Here is a 20,952-nt window from a genome sequence, read left to right as displayed (position 1 = left end):
ATGGTGTTCCTCCTTTATTAATAGAGGTTGTTCAAAAAGTTCGCTTTTGATTACGAAGGGTGCCTAGCGGCATCCATCAGCATCGAATATGGTATTCACCCGAAATGTCCGTTGCTCACGTAGCTCTATCTACGCTCCGCTACTCCATTTCTAGCTTCATGCCATCTTCTTGGTATTGAAAACCGTCCTTTTTGAACACGCACTAATTATGGATATTAAAGTAAAGATAGCACAGGCCAAGCCCCGAATGCCAATGATGTAACGAAAACGGGTGTAAATCCTTGAAAATGAATGAAAATCACCAAAAGAATCGGATCTATCCGTCGCCATATCTGAGTTTTTCTCTTTTTGGCTGAATTCGATGCTATTTACACAAAAAATGTTTTGTCTGCAAACGCTGCAGCGCTTATAATTTTGAAACAAATGTGCAATAATCCGCATGTCTTTCCCTGAACAAGGGAACGAATAGAATATATTTCAACCTCATTATATATGTCGTTTTTCTATGAATCATACATGCTTAAAGCTTGGGAACAGTAATTCAAACAAAGAAGGCTCCACGGCGAGTGGAGTTATTTTCATTATAGCAGAGGTGGATGATACTCAAGTGAGACCGAATGTTCAATGGATGCGATTATCGCCACCCCGTATTCTGGTATTAGGGTTTGCCGGTATCATATTGGTAGGCACGCTCTTATTAATGCTTCCGGCATCCAGTCGAGACGGCGACAGCCTTGCCTTTATCGATGCACTCTTTACCGCAACCTCAGCTGTATGTGTTACAGGTCTGGTTGTGGTGGACACAGGGACTCATTATTCGGTGCTGGGACAGGTTGTAATCGCAATTCTGATTCAGATTGGTGGACTTGGCTTCATGACGATGTCTACACTGGTTGCTATTGCGTTCAAACGGCGAATCTCCCTCAAGGAGCGGTTGGTTCTACAGGAAGCGATGAATCAGAGCACAATGGAAGGCATCGTTCGGTTAATCCGTAAAGTGGTGATCTACTCGCTGATTCTGGAAGGCATATGTGGCACATTGTTTGCCATACGCTGGTCATTCGACATGCCGATTGGGCAAGCAATCTATTATGGATATTGGCACGCCATCTCCATGTTTAACAATGCCGGCTTTGATATGTTTGGGGATTTTCGCAGTCTGACCGGGTATGTATATGACCCTCTGGTGAATTTCACGGCCATGTTCCTGATTGTCGCTGGCGGCATCGGTTTTGTGGTCCTGTCGGATCTGGTGGATTATCGCAAAACGCGGAAGCTGTCCCTTCACTCCAAAGTGGTACTGTTGATGACCGGATTGTTGATTATTTTTGGTGCACTTGTTATTTTCGTATTTGAATTCAGCAATCCCCGAACGCTGGGCAGTTTGAACTGGGGTGGCAAAATCCTGGGTTCATTCTTCCAGTCCGTTACACCGCGGACCGCAGGGGCTAATACAGTAGACATTGCCGGGCTCAGGCAGGCAACGCAGTTCTTCATAATTATCCTGATGTTCATCGGTGCTTCACCGGGATCTACCGGAGGCGGGATCAAAACAACGACATTTATGATCATGGCTGGAGCCGTCATTGCTATGATGCGTGGACGAGAAGATATCGTGTTCTTCCGGTATCGACTGGTGCAGGAACGGATTTTCAAGGCGCTTACCATTACATTGCTGGCACTGTTGTTTATCATTGCTGTCACTATGGTGCTGAGTACCACGGAAGACAGCAGTTTTATGATGATATTATTTGAAACGACATCTGCTTTTGGTACCGTGGGATTATCGCTCGGACTCACGTTAAAGCTCACGACATTCGGAAAGCTACTGATTTGTTTTACGATGTTTGCAGGAAGGCTTGGACCGATCACGCTGGCGTATGCACTTGGGCAGAAAAAGAGTAAAGAGTTATACAGGTATCCGGAAGGCAAAATGATTATTGGATAAATCAATTTCATAATACCTTTGGCTGCTTCAATCAGGGCTAGATATAGATCAAAACGATTCAATTTGTCTATATCTAGTTACATAAATCTATTTTTAGTGAGTTATGAAATTGATTTGGATAAGGGGTTCGTGAAGAACAATGAAAACACAGCAGTATGCGGTGATTGGACTCGGGCGGTTTGGCTCCAGTCTGGCACAAGAATTAATGGAACTGGGCTACGAGGTATTAGGGATTGATAAAAATGAAGAAGTCGTTGAAGACATGAGTGAATTAGTCACCCATGCCGTTGTAGCTGACGCAACAGATGAGGAAGTATTGCGTTCTCTGGGAATTCGCAATTTTGATTGTTGCATCGTAGCCATCGGTGATGATATCCAGACCAGCATTCTCACCGCAATCCTTCTTAAAGAACTGGGCGTGAAGACCGTCGTAGCCAAGGCCATATCTGTTCTTCACGGACGAGCGCTGGATAAGCTGGGGATCGATCGTGTCGTCTACCCCGAACGGGATATGGGTATTCGGGTCGCTCATCAGCTCGCTACCCCGAACTTGCTGGACTATATTGAACTATCCAATGACTACAGTATTGTCGAGATGAAGGTTCCCGCCTGCTTGCATAACAAAACACTTTCGACTTTGAATGCACGCGTACGCTTTGGTTGCAGTATTGTAGCGTTACAGAAAGAAGCCGGGGTCATTATTGCCCCGACTGCACTGGATTCGCTTCAGATGGGTGACATCATGGTCATTATTGGCATGAATTCAGACATTGACCGATTTGAAGAAGAAGTAATCAGTCAGGAAAGCTGATTGGAATATATCTACAGTTGAATGGTTAAGATGGTTTACTAAGGCGTTGTGGTCCTCCGTGAGGGCAACGGCGCCTTTGCTGTAAAGAGCGCAGCCGTTTCCTTGATCCATTGTCTGGAAGTCTCGCTGAGGTCTTCCTTTTCCCCATAGATCATACAGGTTGTTCTTCGGGTCTGCTGCAATTGGGGTAAATAGACAGACACAAGATCATTGTCCGCAAGCAATTGAGGACGGAGATAGGACTTGGGCAGCAACGCAGCAGCTTTGCAGGTAGGCAAGAGTCGGATGATCGCTTCGAACGAATCAATCTCCATGCGAATATCCGGCATTACAGCACAGCGCTGGAAGAGGTCGTCCGTTAATTTGCGGTACCAAGTGCCTTTGGAGAACGTGATCATCGGCAGATCCTGCAGATGTTCCATCCCGGCTTCCTTGCCAGATAAGGAATGCGTGAGCGGCACAACCAGCTCCAGATGATCGTCAAAGAGCGGTACACAGTTGAGTCCAGCTTCACTAATGGAGGAGGCGACAATGCCCACATCGGCTTTTTTGTCACGCACAAAAGAAACGATCTCATGTGTTTTGCCCGTCACCAGCTTCAGTTCTGCATTCGGATGTTTCTCCATAAAAGCATTAACGAGAGGCGGTAATGTGGTCTGAAGTGTCGTCAGGCTGGCTCCGAGTGTAATGGTACTCTGTTCTTCGTCCTTATATTGGGCTAGCATGGTCAGAAACTTCTGTTGTTGTTGCTTTTGTTCTACTGCGAACGTATAGGCGAACTGTCCCACACTGGTTAACTCAAGCCGTTTACCTCGGCGGTGAAACAGGGCAACCCCGAGTTCATCCTCCAATTTGGCAATTTTGCGTGAGAGTGCGGGTTGGGACAAGTTTAGTAACTTGGATGCACGGTTCAGGCTGGACTGCTCCACGACTGCTGCAAATGCGTTTAACTCCTCGAACATGAACACAGACCTCTTTTCCATGAGTGTGATTCTTGCCCTTGATTAATCGTTTTCCATGTTGTATAGCCTGTAAATCCAATGTTTCATTGCTTATACCTATAGGTTATAACATTTAATAATTATATTGCAATTCCCTTATAAGAAAAAAAGGAGTAACATGAACCGTGACACAAGTTGTTCACACCTGGCGAAAACGGAACAATTTGTCGAACCTTTTCATGGAAAAGGATTCGTGTCGTGATATGGTATGAGTACTATTATTTATGAAAACGTTGTATTTAGCGAAAGGGGATCACATTTTATGAAAGGGTTTTACTCCAGAAAGCTGCACTCGTTGCTTGGTGTCATTCCGCTCAGTCTGTTTTTTATTGAGCATCTAGTGACGAATTTCTCGGCAGTTGAAGGCGGCAAAGAAGCTTTTTATGGTGCCGTAGCATTTCTGAACGGTCTGCCTCTTGTTATTGTTATCGAGGCACTACTCATCTGGCTGCCGTTGTTCTATCATGGTGTTTACGGTCTTTATATTGCCTATCAGGCCAAGCCTAATGTGGGCCGTTACGGCAATGAGCGCAACTGGCGTTATACGTTGCAGAGGGTAAGCGGTGTCATTACGTTTGTATTCGTCATCTGGCATGTATGGGAGACGCGTGTACAAATTGCGCTAGGTAATGTAACACATGAAGAGATCGGCGGCGTCATTCATGATGCTGTGACGAATCCGATAACCTTTGCAATATATATGATCAGTGTGGTTGCGGCGTCATATCACTTTGCCAATGGCCTGTGGTCGTTCCTCGTTAGCTGGGGAATTACAGTTGGTCCGCGTGCGCAGCGTATATCCTCTTACGTATGTATGAGCTTGTTCGCTATTGTTTCCATCATGTTTATTGCTTCATTATTTGCCTTCCGGAGCATTGATTTCCAGACAGCTACTTCGATGATTGATGTGGTAAAAACAGTTCTGATCTAAGCATTTAGCGATTAAATGCTGACTTATAAGGGAGTGAACAGCAATGGCATCAACGAATGTAATTATTGTGGGCGGCGGTCTCGCGGGATTGATGGCGGCGATCAAATCGGCTGAAGCCGGAGTCCATGTTCATTTATTTTCACTGGTTCCTGTTAAAAGATCTCACTCCGTGTGTGCCCAAGGCGGCATTAACGGAGCGGTAAATACCAAGGGTGAGGGTGACTCCCCATGGGTACACTTTGACGATACGGTATACGGCGGTGACTTCCTCGCGAACCAACCACCGGTTAAAGCCATGTGCGAAGCAGCACCTGGCATTATTCACCTGATGGACCGGATGGGCGTTATGTTCAACCGGACACCGGAAGGATTGCTTGATTTCCGCCGTTTCGGGGGAACGAAGCATCACCGTACGGCGTTTGCAGGAGCGACAACAGGGCAACAATTGCTCTACGCATTAGATGAGCAGGTACGTCGCTGGGAAGCAGCGGGCTTGGTTACGAAGTATGAGAACTGGGAGTTCCTGCAGGCGGTTGTGGATGAGGAAGGCATATGCCGCGGGATCGTAGCTCAGGATCTGAAAACGATGAAAGTACAGACCTTCCCTGGAGAAGCGGTTATTCTGGCGAGCGGTGGTCCTGGTATCATTTTCGGTAAAACAACCAACTCCGTTATCAACACAGGTACAGCGGCAAGTGCCGTGTATCAGCAAGGTGTGAAGTACGCGAACGGGGAGTTCATTCAGATTCACCCGACAGCCATTCCAGGGGATGACAAGCTGCGTCTGATGTCTGAATCCGCACGTGGTGAAGGTGGACGGATCTGGACGTACAAAGACGGCAAGCCTTGGTACTTCCTTGAAGAAAAATATCCGTCCTACGGTAACCTGGTTCCACGCGATATCGCAACTCGTGAAATCTTCAGTGTCTGCGTAGACATGGGGCTCGGTGTGAACGGCGAGAACATGGTATATCTCGACCTGTCTCACAAAGATCCGAAGGAGCTGGATGTTAAACTCGGCGGAATCATTGAGATTTACGAGAAATTCATGGGTGATGACCCACGTAAAATCCCGATGAAAATCTTCCCGGCAGTCCATTATTCCATGGGCGGCATGTGGGTAGATTACAACCAAATGACCAACATTCCGGGGCTGTTCGCAGCTGGTGAATGTGAATATCAATACCATGGCGCGAACCGTCTGGGTGCGAACTCACTGGTATCCGCGATCTATGGTGGCATGGTAGCTGGACCCAAAGCGGTTGAATATATCAAAGGACTCAAAAAATCGTCAGCAGATATCCCTTCTTCCGTATTTGAGAACCACACCAAACGCCAAAGCGATAAATATGAAGGCATCATGAACATGCAAGGCACCGAAAATGCCTATGTCATTCATAAAGAGCTTGGTGAGTGGATGACAGCCAACATGACGGTTGTACGCTACAATGACAAGCTTGAAGCCACGATCGGCAAGATCAAGGAATTGAAAGAGCGTTACGGCAAAATCAACATGTACGACAGCTCTGGTTGGAACAACCCGAGTGCAGCGTTCACGCGCCAATTGTGGAACATGATTGAACTGGCTGAAGCGATGACATTGGGCGCATTGCTACGTAACGAAAGCCGAGGCGCACATTACAAACCGGATTTCACGGAACGTAATGACGAAGAGTTCCTAAAAACGACTATCGCAAGCTGGTCGAAGGAAGGCCCGAAAATCTCGTACGAGCCAGTAGACGTATCCCTGATCCCACCACGTATCCGGGACTATTCCAAAGATTAAGAAGTACCACACTATTCATGTAATGAATAGTTAACCACCTGAACGGAGAGGCAGGAGAACTTTGGAGAAGCAAAGCTTCTTCAAAGTTACTGCCATCAAAGTGAAGGAAAGACCCAGAAGAAGCAAAGCCCTAGCGATGCTTCAGAACTTCAATACTGCCTCCAGCATGAATGGAGTGCAGTTTTCCAGCAAAGTTACCCACGTGCACAACATAGCGGAAGAAGCGGATATACCCAGAAGAAGCAAAGCGCCTTAGCGATGCTTCAGAACTTCAATACTGCCCATCCAGCATGAATGGAGTGCAGTTTCCAGCAAAGTGACCCTGTGTGCACGACGTAGCGGAGGAAGCGGAAATGCCCAGAAGAAGCGAAGCGCTCGCCTTTATCACCGGATTTTAACCCTGTGAAGGGTTGATCAAAAAAATCCGGGGATAACAGCGATCAGAGGGGCATTCCGCTGACGAAGCGCCACCCGTGCACCAAACCATTTTGCGCATCAGCAATACAATCATCGTCACCAGAGGAGGGGACAACGATATGGCGGAACAAGCTACAGTGAACAAAACCGTCAAGTTTATTATCACCCGTCAGGACAGCCCGGAGTCATCTTCGTACAACGAAGAATTTGAGCTTCCGTACCGTCCCAACATGAATGTGATCAGTGCCCTGATGGAGATTCAGCGGAACCCGGTCAATACAGAGGGCAAATCTATTGCTCCCGTGTGTTGGGATTCCAACTGTCTCGAAGAAGTCTGCGGTGCTTGCTCCATGGTCATCAACGGCAAGCCGCGTCAAGCGTGTGCAGCCCTGATCGACAAGCTCGAACAGCCCGTTCGCATCGAACCCATGAAGACTTTCCCGGTGGTACGTGACCTGGTCATCGACCGTACCCGGATGTTTAGCGCCCTCAAACGCGTAAAAGCATGGATTCCGATTGATGGTACCTATGACCTCGGTCCAGGTCCACGGATGCCTGAGAAGAAGCGTCAGTGGGCATATGAGCTGTCCAAATGCATGACATGTGGTGTATGTCTGGAGGCATGCCCTAACGTCAATGAGAAAACGGACTTTATCGGTCCAGCAGCGCTTTCCCAAGTGCGCCTGTTCAATGCTCACCCGACAGGGGAGATGAACGCCGACGATCGTCTGGAAGCGTTGATGGAAGACGGAGGCATTGAGGGTTGTGGTAATTCACAAAACTGTGTGCAATCCTGTCCTAAAGGCATTCCACTGACAACCTCCATTGCCGAAATGAACAAACAAACAACCAAGCATATGTTCAAACGCTGGTTGAGTGTATAATCTCGTCATATCCATATGCAGAAGTGTAATCTGCAACTTAGAAGAAGTCGTGATCCCGTGCAGTATAATGCCGGAGATCCCGGCTTCTTTTTATAAAGAAGCAGAGGAACCGGGCTATCCATGCAGAATATGGTATACTAAGGGGATGGATATGGAGCGTAGAAGGAGGGGAGATATGGCGGAGACACCGCGTCAGGGTAGCAACAACTCGCCGTCCCAACGCTCGTACAAGACACCAGGTTCGGGAGAGTCTGTGTTTCCTGGAGAAGAAAAGGATCATGATCCCTCTCGTCGAAGTTTCTTATTGCGCATGGTTTTGATGACGGCGGGTGCCAGTTTGCTCACGGGAGGCTATGCCTGGCTTTGGGAGCCGCGTCATCTGGAGATCAAGCGAGTAGAGCTGGAACTCCCGAAGTTTCCAAAGGCATTTGACGGATTGCGTGTGGTTCATTTCAGCGATACCCATCTTGGGTTTCATACTGGGTTGAAAGAGATGAAGAAGCTGGCAGCGACGATCGAAGAGCAGCAACCGGACCTGATTTGTTTTACCGGAGATATGGTCGAGAGGGAAGCAGAGCCAATGCGCGAATGTATTCCTGTGTTGGCCTCCATGCAAGCGAAATATGGCAAATTTGCCGTTTTGGGGAATCATGATTATCGGGGCAGCCAGCAGAATGAAGTGGCAACCATGTTCCATGAAGCCGGATTCACATTGTTACGTAACCAACATGTGGTGATTGAACAAGGGGGAGAACGGCTGGCGATAGCGGGTCTGGACGATGCCCTTACTGGCAGGCCTGATCCTGCCCAAGCCATCAAGGAACTGGATCATGAGGTGTGGAAATTGCTGCTCATGCATGAACCGGATTATGCCGATATTGCGACTCCATATGGTTTCGGATTACAACTTTCCGGTCATAGTCATGGCGGACAGGTACGTTTTCCCTGGATCGGGGCGCTGACGACTCCGCGAGGTTCACATAAGTATGTGCAGGGGTTGTATTATACGAATGTGGAGGGCGTGTATTACACGACCCAGACACAGATGCCGGTGTATGTGAATCGTGGCGTTGGTATGACCCAACTGCCCATTCGTTTTCTATGCAGACCGGAGTTAACGGTATTGGAGCTTAAAGGATTAACCACATAAAATGATTCAACATGAATGGAGGTTACCCAGATGGAACGAATTGCGATTGTATCCGACATTCATGGCAATATGACTGCCTGGGAAGCAGTGCTAAGCGATATCCGAAGTCGTGGATTGGAGCGAATCTTTTGTCTCGGTGACCTCGTGGGCAAGGGCCCGGAACCGGCACAGGTTGTCGATCGGGTGAGAGAGACCTGTGAACTTGTTATCCGTGGGAACTGGGATGAACTGGTTACGGTTAATCAGGACAACGAGAATTTCACTTGGCAAGCAGAGCGGTTGGGTGAGGAACGATTGGCGTACTTGGCAACTCTTCCCTTCAGTTATCAATTACAACTGAGTGGTCGTACCATTCGTCTGGTACACGCCTCGCCTCAAAGTGTATACCATCGCGTACAGCCTTGGGATGCGATGGAGAATAGAATGGCGATGTTTGATCCTCCGGTTGATCAGCTTGAGCAAGGTACTGCTGATGTCGTGGGATATGGAGATGTGCATAACGCATTCTTGCAATATATGAATGGCAAATTGCTATTCAATGCAGGCAGTGTTGGTAATCCGCTCGATCTTCCCCAGGCTTCCTACTGCATCCTTGAAGGTGAAGAGAGCAACGATATCAATACTCCGTTCAATGTTCAATTTGTGCGGGTACCCTATGATATTGAGAGAGAAGTTAAGGTTGCCCAGTCGGCGAATGTGCCTGCGCTGGATTTCTATATCCGTGAGATTCGTACGGGTATCTATCGCGGGTTACAGGATAGAGGAGCATTTGTACCCTTTAACACCAAGAATTGAATGATGCAAAATGCGAATACTAAAGTTCGTGGATCAGTTCAAATGATATTACGCCGGATCATCTTCAGAGCATGCTTGTCTTACCGGACTCGAGCCCGTTAGGCAAAAGGAGCGATTGTCATGCTTACCCGAAAAATGCTGGTTCAAGGTCTGCCTGCGTTGTGGACAGAGCGTCTTGTCTTGCGATCACTGCGTCCAAGTGATTACAGCACATTGTCGGAACTCTTTTCCGATCCTCAAGTCATCCGATATGTGAATAGGGGTAGCCAGCCCACACCGATCAGGGCGAGACGGTTGTTGAACCAGATACGGAGCAGCAGCGCCAAGCTGGATTCGTTACATTATGGGATCTGCTGGAGAGGCAAAGAACAGGTTATTGGAATCACGTCATTTCAGCACTGGAATGATCAGAACGGTACCGCACAGATTGGTTATATCCTGAACAGATCCTGTTGGGGCAAGGGCGTGGCTACCGAGGCAGTACAGCGACTGTTACAGTTTGGATTCGCTGACCTTGATCTGCGGAGGGTGGAGGCTCGTTGTTATGAGGCCAATGTGTCTTCAGAACGGATACTCTGCAAAATAGGGATGTCCTTCGAGCGAACTCTTCCTTCATTCGGATTGCTTGATGAGGATGATGAGACTTCAGAATCCTTAATGGATGTCAAAGTATACAGCATGTACCGGGAACAATACGTTAGCCCGCTTCAGGAGAAAGATCTTCAAACCATGGTATCTGACAATCCTCATTAGCATAGAATAAGAATAGTAAAACCTGTACGAACCGAACTTCAATCATTTGTTACACAATTGAAATATAGCTGCAATTGAACTCTAACAGACAGGGGGTAAACTTATCTCATGACCCCCTTTTTGATAATAGAAATGCTGTTGGGACCCGCGAGAGCGGGTTCATTTTTTTTGCCCATATAAGTTAACTGTGAAGTTTTTACACTGGCCCTTCGATGACAGAATAACCTTCCGATCGCTGTTATCCCCAGATTTTTTGATTCCCTTTTGAAAAGGGAAAATCCGTTGATAGCGTATGCTTCCGATGTAGCTTTCTTTCAGAAAGCTTTTAGGCGAACACTTCGCTTCTTCTGGTTATTTCTGTCCTCTCCGTTATCGTGTAAATATGTAGTTTAACTTATATAGTATCTTTGCTGATATAGGGTACTACAAAGCCCCCCACGGCGTGAACAAGCGCGCTGTGGGGGGCTTTGTGTTTACTCTATTTACAGTGATACAACCTGCATCTGTTTCTGCTTGAAATAGACCCAGTCGGTGAATCCGATCTCCCGCAGACGTGTGCGAACGTTATCCAGCTCGTCTGCAACCCGCTGCGGTTTGTGAGCATCCGATCCGAAGGTCACCTTCACCCCGTAATGATGGGCCCGTTCCAGAATGGCATCTGAAGGATACCAGCCACCGCTGAGTTTGGTTTTACCTGATGTGTTAATTTCGATGGCTACGTTGCACTCTGCAATGACGTGTAACGTTTCATCAATGGCCTGGTCAGCAACAATCTCGGAGAAGGGAGGATAATTTCCTTTCATCGCATCAATGTGTCCAAGGATCTGGAACATACCACTGCGAGCCGATTGGCGGATCAATGAGTAATAACTTTCTTTTACTTCAACTTTACGAGCATTGCTCAGTCCGTTCCACCGGGTTTTGTTGAAAATACTAACATCCTCCGTATGGTGAACCGAACCGATGATATAGTCAAAAGGATACTGTCCCAGCGTGGTGCGGTACAAGTCCGCATGAATGGGGAAATAGTCGGATTCTATGCCGAGTAGTACATCGATTTGACCCGCATATTCTTTTTTCAGAGAAAGGACTTCTTCCACATAATGCTGCAATTCCGATTTGCCCATTGCGATCCGGGGAAATGCCTGCTCAAGCTCACTGCCAAAGTATGGCGTATGATCCGAGATACCGATGGCCTGAAGTCCTGCCTCAATACCTGCCTCTATATAATCGCGGATGTTGCCGTCTGCGTGACCACAACGAAAATGATGTGTATGAAGATCAAATTTCATATGGAATCCTTCCTTTCTCACGACTCGTTGTCATTCTGAACTGATGAATTGGGTTTCCGGCATACCTTTGAGATCACTTATGAATTGCTGCATCGCTGAGTTGAGGTAGCGGCTGGACTTGTAGATCACACCTACAGGATGACTGACCTCAAGTTCACTCAGGGGTATCATTCGCAGAGTACCTTGGCGTAACTCATGTGCAACAGATTGTTTCGAGATGACAGCTGCGCCGAGATCAATCTCAACCATCCGTTTGACTTCCTCACTACTCGACAATTCCATCACGATATTAGGCTCAATACCATGTTTCTTAAAGATGGTTTCCGTAAATCGTCGTCCCACGGTATCAGGAGATAGCAAAATCAACGGTGTACTTCGGAGCACATCTACCGCAGCATGCTTTTTCTTCGCCAGGGGATGGGACGGAGATACGACAAGCTCGAATGTATCATAGTACAGCACAGACGTATTTAGATTGGGATTGCGCTCTGTAAGATAGCCGATACCGACATCAACCAGACCATTCTCGACCTGAGTATAGATCTGTGATGAAGGAAGGGATCGGATACTGGTTTTGATAAGCGGGAATTGATCTTGGAAATAGGATAACACCCTGGGCAAGATCTGAATAGCAATGGAAGTCGTGGTACCTAACACGATACGTCCCTGAGGCGTTTCATCCAGATCGGACAATTTCTGTTTCAACTCATCCACAATGTCGAGCATCCGTTCAGCGTGTTCCAGGAATACCTGTCCGCGGTCAGTAAGGGTAACAGGTTGGTTACGATCTACAAGAACGGTGCTGAATTCGTCTTCCAGACTTTTGATCTGGGCCGAGACGGCAGGTTGGGTGAGATTCAGAAGTTCACCCGCTTTGCGGAAGCTCATCGTTTTGGAAATGGTAATCAGTGTCTCCAGTTGGCTTATGTTCATAGGTGGCCTCCTTCGCAGGCATGGTATCTTAGGTATGTAGTTTTGGTATGTGATATCCCGTAACTGTTCATTGTTCCGTTATCTTAAATTATAGGTGATTCAGGACAGCAGAGCAATGAAGGTGATCGTCGGGATCAAAAGTAGTTCAAGAGACCGTGAAAAAAACGCGTATGCAAGAATTTAATTTTTTTATTATTATAAAAAACCAGTAATAAAGTCCTAAACCCCTTTTGCCACGCACAATGATCAAAAACTTTCTTCAAAAGAAGTGAAAACCTCTGTTTATTCGCTAAAATCAGCTATAAACATTTGCCCTGCGGATGACGATAAATTATAGTACACATGGTTTAACGAATTCTTAATGAATTCTTGTACGTGATAAAGTATAATAAATTTAATGAATATGGGACTTTTGGTATGTGACCAATAACCCAGTGTGAGGGGGACATAGACAGTGAAAGCGGAAGTGATTAATCCTTTCCTGGAATCGGCACGGAACGTATTTGAACAGCTCATCCAGGTTTCGCCTTCCACCGGGAGTCTTGGCGTGAAAAATGTAGAATACATTGCAGATCATGTCTGGATCGTGATCGGAATGACAGGACAACTTAGCGGAAACATTGTGTTTGGCATAAACGAACAAGTTGCACTGAAAATTGTATCTGCGATGATGGGCGGATTTGTCATCACAGAAATGGATGAAATGAGCAAAAGTGCCATTTCGGAACTGGGTAATATGATCAGTGGAAATGCCAGCACCATCCTGTCGAACCAGGGGGTTGTGGTCGATATTACACCTCCACAAGTCCTGAAGTCTGAGCATCTGACTGCATTTACGGCGACGAAGGCACTGAGTATTCCTTTACTGATGGACGGTATTGGTGAGATGGATATTCAGGTGATGATCTCGTAGAATAGAACCATACGCCTGAGTAGGCAATATGGGTTCATTACGGGAGGACGTCGGAGATGCTGAAAGGTCAGGTAGTGTTTATCACAGGTGCATCAAGTGGTATCGGTGCGCTTTGTGCGCAGATGTTGATAGAAGAAGGAGCCATCCCGATTCTGGCTGCCCGTTCGCGGGACAAGCTCGAAGAGATCGGTGCCTCGCTGAAAGGGCAGCATGAATTGCTCACGCTTGATGTTACGGATAGTGAGCAGGTTCAGGTAGCTGTGGATGCGATATTGCATAAATACGGACGAATCGACATTTTGCTCAATAATGCAGGGTATGGGAAATTCGCTGCGATGACGGATATGTCTGTGCAGGAATTCGATGAGATGATGGACGTCAATTACATGGGCATTGTCCGCTGTACCAAAGGAGTGTTGCCTCAGATGCTGGAACGTGGCAGAGGGCAGATCGTGAACGTGGCTTCCATGGCTGGCAAAATAGGCACTGCGAAATCCGCTTCATATACGGCTACGAAACATGCTGTACTCGGATTCAGTAATGCTCTGCGTCAGGAGCTACGTAAGACAGGAGTCACAATTACAACGATTAACCCGGGCCCCATTGATACCCCATTTTTCCATCGGGCTGACCCATCTGGCAATTATGTGAACAATGTACGCTGGATGATGCTGAAACCTGAAGATGTTGCGGGGCATATGATTCGAGCGATGAAGAAGCGTAAGGAAGAAGTGAATCTGCCCAAGCTTGCATCTGCCGGGGTGTGGTTGTATCAGCTATTTCCACGTCTTGCAGATCGACTGTCGCACGGTGTAATGAATCAGAAGTAAATGCAATAACGGGCATCATATACAGGATGAAAGAAAGGCTCCGCCGAGGGGCTTTTCTTTTTTTTGCGTTTATATGGACAATTCCTGAATAAGATTTGGTACCCAGGCTTTTTTCGCATATAATGAAAGGTAATGTGATGATAGGCTTAGGTAATATCCGTACAAGTAGGCTAGTATCAAAACGAATAAATTAAAAGGATGGACATACATGACGAATCAAACATTTGCTTCAATTGGCGTAGAACAGGATCTGGAGGCCGTCTTGGCCAAACATGGCATCAACGAACCTTCACCTGTGCAGGCTCAGACGATACCGGTAATTCTGGAGGGCCGTGATGTGGTATCCAAATCCCAGACGGGGACAGGCAAAACACTCGCTTATCTGTTGCCATTGCTGCAATCCATCAAAATGGATATCAAAGGTACCCAGAAGCTTATTATTGCACCTACGCAAGAGCTGGCGATGCAGATTGTACGTGAGGCACAGCGCTATGGGGAAGAACGCAAGATCGGCGTATTGGGTCTGATTGGGGGCGCAGCGGCTAAACGTCAGATCGAGAAGCTGCGTGAGCATCCGCAATTGGTTGTGGGTACACCGGGACGACTGAAAGAATTGATTACACTCAAAAAACTGAAAATGCACAACGTTTCCACCCTTGTCATTGATGAAGCGGACCAGGTATTCCAGCTTGGCGGCGTAAGTGACGTGAACTTTGTACTCAAGAGTGCATTGCGGGACCGTCAGCTGATTTTCCTGTCAGCAACCATTGATGAGCATACGGCTGGACTCGCGAAGCGTGAGATGAAGGAGCCTGTTCACATCGGGATTGAACCGGATCGAGCTACGGCTGCAGGCCTTGAGCATTTTTATTTTGTAGAAGAGAACCGGAACAAAATTGATATGCTGCGTCGTCTGGTTCGACAGTACAACCCGGATCGAGCCATCGTATTTGTGAATGCAACTGAAGATATCGGAGAAGTTGAAGCGAAAATGAATCATCTGGGCTTCTCCGCTGCTGCGTTGTATGGAGATGCTGACAAGGTAACCCGCAGTAACGTATTGTCTGCGTTCCGTAATAGCAAACTCCAATTGCTGATCGCCAGCGAAGTCGCTGCCAGAGGACTGGATATCGAAGGATTGCCAATGGTCATTAACTATGACCCTGCTTTTGACTCGGAGCACTATGTTCACCGTGCAGGCCGTACAGGTCGGATGGGACGCCCGGGTACCGTTCTATCCATTGTGGATGAGACGCAGATCTTCATCATGCGCAAATTCGCCCGTGAACTCGGCATCGAGCTGCCGGAACGTACACTCTTTGGTGGGAAAGTATTGGAAGCTGATCCGCGTCCGGATACACGCCCGGAGGGGCATTCTTTCTCCAGAAAACCAGGGCAAAACAGAGACCGCAAACCAGGTCAGGCCAGCCGCAATGGTGGTGCGAGAGCTACAATCTCCAACCAGCGTCCAGCAGGTGGCAAACCAACTGGCAATACAGGCCGCACGGAGCGCGATCAGGATCGTAAAAACAAGGGAGCACCCAAGTGGAGTAAAGACAAAGCGCCACGCTCCGAAGAATAGAATCTGACGAAAGGGGTGCAGGGATAGATGGAAAACGTTCATACGCCCGTGTTGCAAATTAATGGGCTTAGCGGAGGCTACAGCGCCAAACGGCCAGTCCTTCACGGTATCGATCTGGAAGTCGGACGCGGTGAGATGGTCGGGTTGATCGGATTAAATGGTGCTGGCAAAAGTACAACCATGAAGCATATTCTCGGCTTGATGACCCCTCAGCAGGGAGAAGTCCGAGTGATGGGCAAGAAACGGGACGAGGATGCGCAGATATATCAATCTGCCATGGCATTCGTACCGGAATCGCCTGAACTGTATGACGAGATGACTGTCATGGAGCACTTGGAGTTTACAGCAAGAGCGTATAATGTGTCGGAGGCCGATTTCAAACAACGTACGGAGAAATTGCTACAATTATTCCGTATGAATGAGAAAAGTACAAGTCTGTCGACTCACCTGTCCAAGGGCATGCGGCAAAAGGTTATGATCATGTGTGCTTTTGTCGCAGGACCGCCACTCTACATCATTGATGAGCCTTTCTTGGGGCTGGACCCGCTGGGTATTCGCTCCTTGCTTGATTTTATGCTTGAGATGAAAGCGTCGGGATCATCCATCTTGCTGAGTTCACACATTCTGTCCACGATTGAAAATTACTGTGATCGGTTTATCGTTCTGCACCGTGGACAGATCATCGCTCAGGGGACGTTGAATGAGTTGCGCCTTCAATTCGGGGAATCGGACGCCACGCTGGAGCACATGTTCTATTCCCTCGTACAAGGCAGGGATTGAGCATGGATCTCAAGTTGCTATGGAAGCAAAGACGCACGGGATTCTGGAATGGAATTCTTCCTTATCTGGGTTATGTGATCCAGAGTGGTGTAGCGATGGTCTTTTTATTTCTTGTCATTGCTTTTTCCGCCTGGTATACATCATTTGTACAGAACATTCCGGCGGACTTCCCGATCCGATGGATTGCATTGCTGCTGCTGTCACCTCTGGTGCTGTTCAGCAGCTATCGTACATATCTGCTTCCGGCAGATATCGTGTTCTTGCGGCCGCAGGAATACCGGATGCAGGAATATTTAAAGAACAGCTTTGCCCGGGGCATCATCTATAAAGCTCTTGGCTTGTTGCTTGTGTTTGTTACACTCTGGCCGCTATATGTCAGGGCAGATCTGGATGCACGGCCCTTCGGCTGGTTCGTGTTGTTCCTTCTGCTATGGAAAGGGTTGTCCAGTTATGGAGCATGGCAAGAGCTAAGAATGGTTCAAGTCGGAGCAACAAGAGCATATCGCCTTCTCCGCTGGACACTGACTGTGCTGGCGATTGGGGCCTGGCTGTGGCAACCGCCACTTCGTAGCGTCTGGTTCTTGTTGTTACTGGCTGCGGTCTACATCGTCGCCCTGCGTGTACCCGTGAAGCATCGGGTAGCATGGGAACGACTGATTCAGGTGGAGCAGGGGCAGGCTGGCAGGGTCATGCGGACGTTAGGCTGGTTCGTGGATGTACCTTCATCCGGACAGAAAGTAAGTTCGCGTCGCTGGCTTGCCAAACTGGGCAGCGGCCTTCCATGGAATGCGGGGAAAGCTTATCGTTATCTGATTACCAAAACATATATTCGAACCGAAGTGTTCTCCATTGTGTTACGTCTAGTGATACTTGGCATGTTACTGTCCTGGTGGACAGCAGGTAGCTACTTCGGTATCGGCGTATATCTGTTCTTCCTGTTGCTTGCAGGCGTGCAACTAGGAGCACTGCGTCGTAGTCATAGCGAATCGTTCTGGATTATGATCTATCCAATCTCGGGAGAAAGCCGCCGTTCGCAGGTGCTGGGATTCATATTCCATCTGCATGCACTGGTTGCTTTGTTTATGTGGTTGCCCATGCTGGCAGCTGGGGTGAATGGACTGAGTCTGACCGGATTGGGGCTTGTACTGGGCATACTGGTGATTGTGCTCATGCGGCGTTCGCAGGGGAATAAGTGGCTGAAAGAAGAACAGGACGAGTAAATCGGAATGGCATCATCTGACCAGCATGACCAGAGGGATAAGGCGGCAGGTGAGGACTTGTTCAGAAGTCTGACATGAGTGTTAACCCAAAGACGGGTATTCCGGGCTGTGTCCCGGAATACCCGTCTTTTTGGATGATGTAATTCCATCAAGCGGTTCACATGTATAGCGTGAATGTGTGGACTAACAGAGGAACGATTTAGTGATAATCACGAGCAAGATGAACAGAACGAGAATGGCACCTGTGTTTGTAAATCCTCCGCCGTAACCGCCGCATCCATAACCGCCTCTTGTATCTTCAACAACTCCAGACATGGTCATTCCCCTTTCAAGTGGTTGTTTGGCACGCCCTTGCGTACATCGTATATTATGTGCCAGGGGGGAGGCTGATTGGGCCGATGCCCGGTAAAGCTTGAAATATGACAGTTTTGGGCAGCTGTCCGGGTGAGGGACATAGGGAGAGGTTGGAAAACAACAAAGACCCTTTGTATCCCCGGAGACATTCAATGTCGCCATATACAAAGGGTCCTTCTATCTTGCAGGGGTTCAGGTGTGAGCCTGAACCCCTAATCTATTTACGCGAATGCAGCTTAGTTTCCACTTACAATCTAGGTTGCTCGTAGATCCTGAACTCCACGATAGATGATCTCATACAGATCTTCCAGTCCAGATTCTTCGATACAGGAGAAGGCAATTCTCAGATCCGATTCACCCAGTGCGATGGTACCCACGCCGTATTGGTGCAGCAAATGGCTTCGAAGTTCTTCTGCGCCAACTTCTTTGAGCTTCAGGCACATGAAGTAACCGGAGTTGAATGGATAATAGTCCCATGCATCTCCATACTTGCCGCTATCGAGAATGGCCTTCACCTTGTTGGCACGGCCTTTCATAATCTCGAACTTTTCCTGTTTCTGTGCTTCGAACTCTGGTGCTTTCAGTGCATCCAGTACAAAGGTCTGGGAAGGATGTGGTCCACTGGAGATTGTCGCACGGATAATCCCGAGAGTCTTCTGTTCCAAGGCATGCAGCACGTCAGCATCTTCGTGGGCATACGTGATAAATCCAACACGGAAGCCCCATACGAATTCTTCCTTGGTTGCCCCATCCACTTTTACCGTTAACACACGTGGATGAATGTTGGCGAGTTTGCCAAACAGGGACTCATGGATGGAATCTTCGAAGAACAGACCGAAGTAGGCATCGTCTGTTACGGCAACTACGTCGACACCAGCTTCAGCTGCCTGCCGAATGGTATCCACGATGGCATTTGCTTCTTCGGCTCCAGGTGTATAACCTGTCGGATTATTCGGGAAGTTGAGCAGCACAATGGCTTTGCCTTGGTCCTTCTGAGCAAGCAGTGCCTGAAGTAGACCTTCACTGTTGAACTTCAATTGATCATCGAACAGAGGATAATGAACCAACTGGCCATGACGACGAATTCCGAAGGTCAGCTCATAATTTTCCCAGTTTTTATCCGGATATATGACAGCGTCCCCTTCATCGACGAACAGGTCGGCTACGATACTTAGTCCATGGGTTAATGCATTGGTTACAATCGGGTTGCCGAACGTTTTGCCTTCAAGCGAAGGTGTTTCCTTCAGCATCTTGCCTCTCCATACAGTCCGCAGTTCAGGCTTGCCTGCAGGCGGAGCGTAAGGGTACAGATCCTTCGGTTGGAATGCAGAGAGCTTCTCCTGAATAACAGGAAGATGCATCGGCACACCGCCCTCCAGAGCGATACCAATCGTTGCATTATAGGTCTTGGCCAAGCTTGCTGCTTCAGCAGACTGACTCAAGATTCCTTCTTTTGGAAAATAGATTTCTTTGCCGAGCTGTGACAGCATGGAGTAGACGTGACTGCTGCCTGCCTGAATACTTTCGTTCAACTGTTCAGCCAGTGGATTCATTCTTTTCATCCTTCCAAGTCTTTGGGATTCAACTGCCTAACATTATAACACCTTGACATCTCCCCGTCACGGAAATTACGCAATATGACAGTTATACTGCTTTACCGCGTTGTTGTGAGGGGGATTTGAGGTGGAATACAGCTGGATTGTACCTTGGATGAATCCTTCAAAGATGAAATTTATTGCTGATGAAATCAATTTCATAACTCATTAAAAGTCGATTTTGTAACTAGATATAGACAAGTTGAACCGTTTTGATCTATATCTAGCCTTGATTGAAGCAGCTAAAGGTATTATGAAATTGATTCAATGAAATGGACAATATTTCCGCATCATTTCAGCGGTTTCAGCATCCCGTCCCTCATTGCGCTGTTCCAGCTGACCGCTGATATGATCGAATCGTTCACTGGAGAGGTTTTGTCCGAATTTGAACTTGCCACTGATCTGTTCCGGTACGATTCGTACAACAGCTACAGCTTTGAGCTGACCGGTGTAACGGGAGTCTTCCGCATCAATGGGCACATATCCACCTTGTGGTTGGAGTTTCTCCATAAACCGTTGCAGCACCTTGCCCTTGATGTCCAGATCGTGAACCGGTTCTGCCTGACCGGTGGCCATGACACTTTTGAAGAAGGAAGTCGCCGGACAAGCCAGCTCAGGATCACTGAAATAGGATGGAATCAGGGAGAACTCTTCAGCCACGGTGAAACTGACTGCTGAATGCAGCTTGATCTGTTTCATCTTCTCGCCAGCCAGACTGCCGTGGAAATAGAAGTAACCGTCCATATATACGAAATTCAGTGGTGTAACCCGTGGTTGTCCATCTGAACTGACCGTGCCCAGAAACCCGAAGGAGCACTGATCCAGGAAAGCGGTAATCTCCTGTTCTTCATCTACGTTGAATTCTTTACGTCTCATTCGTATTCCCCCATCATTGAAATGTATAATAGAATCCTTAACTTATAGATAACAATAGAACGTATATTGACAATGAAATAGATCCAATTTACATTCACTTT

At 47.7% G+C, this 20,952-nt stretch carries 19 protein-coding genes; 13 read left to right on the top strand and 6 right to left on the bottom strand.

Annotated features, from left to right (window positions below; all coding sequences use genetic code 11):
• The first annotated feature begins 607 nt into the window (after positions 1-607).
• Positions 608-1,948 carry a TrkH family potassium uptake protein gene (locus C0Q44_RS24620; RefSeq protein ID WP_105409849.1) on the top strand — a complete coding sequence of 447 codons (1,341 nt, stop codon included), beginning with the start codon at positions 608-610 and terminating at the stop codon, positions 1,946-1,948.
• A 139-nt stretch (positions 1,949-2,087) separates the two neighbouring features.
• Positions 2,088-2,759: a potassium channel family protein gene (locus tag C0Q44_RS24615; RefSeq protein ID WP_105409848.1), complete on the top strand. Its 672-nt coding sequence runs from the start codon at positions 2,088-2,090 to the stop codon at positions 2,757-2,759.
• A gap of 38 nt (positions 2,760-2,797) precedes the next feature.
• On the opposite strand, the gene C0Q44_RS24610 is transcribed toward C0Q44_RS24615, so the two are convergent.
• Positions 2,798-3,721: a LysR family transcriptional regulator gene (locus tag C0Q44_RS24610; RefSeq protein ID WP_105409847.1), complete on the bottom strand. Its 924-nt coding sequence runs from the start codon at positions 3,719-3,721 to the stop codon at positions 2,798-2,800.
• A 301-nt stretch (positions 3,722-4,022) separates the two neighbouring features.
• Here C0Q44_RS24610 and C0Q44_RS24605 point away from each other — a divergent pair, with 301 nt between their 5' ends.
• The 6 genes from C0Q44_RS24605 to C0Q44_RS24575 all read left to right on the top strand — a co-directional run bounded on the left by C0Q44_RS24605 (position 4,023) and on the right by C0Q44_RS24575 (position 10,476).
• A complete protein-coding gene (locus C0Q44_RS24605; RefSeq protein WP_105409846.1) occupies positions 4,023-4,691 on the top strand; it encodes a succinate dehydrogenase cytochrome b558 subunit in 669 nt (222 codons plus the stop codon).
• A gap of 43 nt (positions 4,692-4,734) precedes the next feature.
• Positions 4,735-6,477, top strand: coding sequence for a succinate dehydrogenase flavoprotein subunit (gene sdhA / locus C0Q44_RS24600; RefSeq protein WP_105409845.1), 1,743 nt, complete (start codon positions 4,735-4,737; stop codon positions 6,475-6,477).
• Positions 6,478-7,013: 536 nt separating this feature from the next.
• Positions 7,014-7,778, top strand: a complete 765-nt coding sequence (sdhB, locus tag C0Q44_RS24590) for a succinate dehydrogenase iron-sulfur subunit (RefSeq protein ID WP_105409843.1) — start codon at positions 7,014-7,016, stop codon at positions 7,776-7,778.
• Between the two features lie 175 nt (positions 7,779-7,953).
• Positions 7,954-8,928: a metallophosphoesterase gene (locus C0Q44_RS24585; protein ID WP_105409842.1), complete on the top strand. Its 975-nt coding sequence runs from the start codon at positions 7,954-7,956 to the stop codon at positions 8,926-8,928.
• Between the two features lie 30 nt (positions 8,929-8,958).
• A complete protein-coding gene (locus tag C0Q44_RS24580) occupies positions 8,959-9,723 on the top strand; it encodes a metallophosphoesterase family protein (protein ID WP_105409841.1) in 765 nt (254 codons plus the stop codon).
• A 120-nt stretch (positions 9,724-9,843) separates the two neighbouring features.
• Positions 9,844-10,476: a GNAT family N-acetyltransferase gene (locus C0Q44_RS24575; RefSeq protein WP_105409840.1), complete on the top strand. Its 633-nt coding sequence runs from the start codon at positions 9,844-9,846 to the stop codon at positions 10,474-10,476.
• A gap of 482 nt (positions 10,477-10,958) precedes the next feature.
• Here C0Q44_RS24575 and C0Q44_RS24570 read toward each other — a convergent pair whose 3' ends face one another.
• Together C0Q44_RS24570 and C0Q44_RS24565 are read right to left on the bottom strand one after the other, a co-directional pair.
• On the bottom strand, positions 10,959-11,768 hold the full coding sequence (locus tag C0Q44_RS24570; protein WP_105409839.1) for a histidinol-phosphatase: 810 nt from the start codon (positions 11,766-11,768) through the stop codon (positions 10,959-10,961).
• 30 nt (positions 11,769-11,798) lie between these two features.
• Positions 11,799-12,701, bottom strand: coding sequence for a LysR family transcriptional regulator (locus tag C0Q44_RS24565; protein ID WP_105409838.1), 903 nt, complete (start codon positions 12,699-12,701; stop codon positions 11,799-11,801).
• 454 nt (positions 12,702-13,155) lie between these two features.
• Between C0Q44_RS24565 and C0Q44_RS24560 the strand changes: the two genes are divergently transcribed.
• The 5 genes from C0Q44_RS24560 (at position 13,156) to C0Q44_RS24540 (ending at position 18,026) form a co-directional block, all read left to right on the top strand.
• The gene (locus tag C0Q44_RS24560; RefSeq protein ID WP_105409837.1) at positions 13,156-13,614 is read left to right on the top strand and encodes a chemotaxis protein CheX; all 459 of its coding nucleotides are present in this window, start codon (positions 13,156-13,158) and stop codon (positions 13,612-13,614) included.
• A 56-nt stretch (positions 13,615-13,670) separates the two neighbouring features.
• A complete protein-coding gene (locus C0Q44_RS24555) occupies positions 13,671-14,444 on the top strand; it encodes an SDR family NAD(P)-dependent oxidoreductase (protein ID WP_105409836.1) in 774 nt (257 codons plus the stop codon).
• Between the two features lie 208 nt (positions 14,445-14,652).
• Positions 14,653-16,026: a DEAD/DEAH box helicase gene (locus C0Q44_RS24550; protein WP_105409835.1), complete on the top strand. Its 1,374-nt coding sequence runs from the start codon at positions 14,653-14,655 to the stop codon at positions 16,024-16,026.
• A 27-nt stretch (positions 16,027-16,053) separates the two neighbouring features.
• The gene (locus C0Q44_RS24545; protein WP_105409834.1) at positions 16,054-16,806 is read left to right on the top strand and encodes an ABC transporter ATP-binding protein; all 753 of its coding nucleotides are present in this window, start codon (positions 16,054-16,056) and stop codon (positions 16,804-16,806) included.
• 2 nt (positions 16,807-16,808) lie between these two features.
• Positions 16,809-18,026 carry an ABC transporter permease gene (locus C0Q44_RS24540; protein ID WP_105409833.1) on the top strand — a complete coding sequence of 406 codons (1,218 nt, stop codon included), beginning with the start codon at positions 16,809-16,811 and terminating at the stop codon, positions 18,024-18,026.
• A 183-nt stretch (positions 18,027-18,209) separates the two neighbouring features.
• Here the strand turns inward: C0Q44_RS24540 and C0Q44_RS30520 are convergent, their stop codons facing one another.
• The 3 genes from C0Q44_RS30520 to C0Q44_RS24530 form a co-directional block, all read right to left on the bottom strand.
• Entirely contained in the window at positions 18,210-18,341 is a 132-nt protein-coding gene (locus tag C0Q44_RS30520; RefSeq protein ID WP_258166539.1) for a YjcZ family sporulation protein, read from the bottom strand.
• Positions 18,342-18,634: 293 nt separating this feature from the next.
• Positions 18,635-19,933, bottom strand: coding sequence for an aminotransferase class I/II-fold pyridoxal phosphate-dependent enzyme (locus C0Q44_RS24535; RefSeq protein ID WP_105409832.1), 1,299 nt, complete (start codon positions 19,931-19,933; stop codon positions 18,635-18,637).
• A gap of 306 nt (positions 19,934-20,239) precedes the next feature.
• A complete protein-coding gene (locus C0Q44_RS24530; RefSeq protein ID WP_105409831.1) occupies positions 20,240-20,851 on the bottom strand; it encodes a pyridoxamine 5'-phosphate oxidase family protein in 612 nt (203 codons plus the stop codon).
• Between the last annotated feature and the right edge of the window lie 101 nt (positions 20,852-20,952).

Source organism: Paenibacillus sp. PCH8, from assembly GCF_002968835.1.
GTDB lineage: Bacteria > Bacillota > Bacilli > Paenibacillales > Paenibacillaceae > Paenibacillus.
Note: the sequence above shows the minus strand (reverse complement) of the source record. Positions and strands in the feature narration are given on the sequence as shown.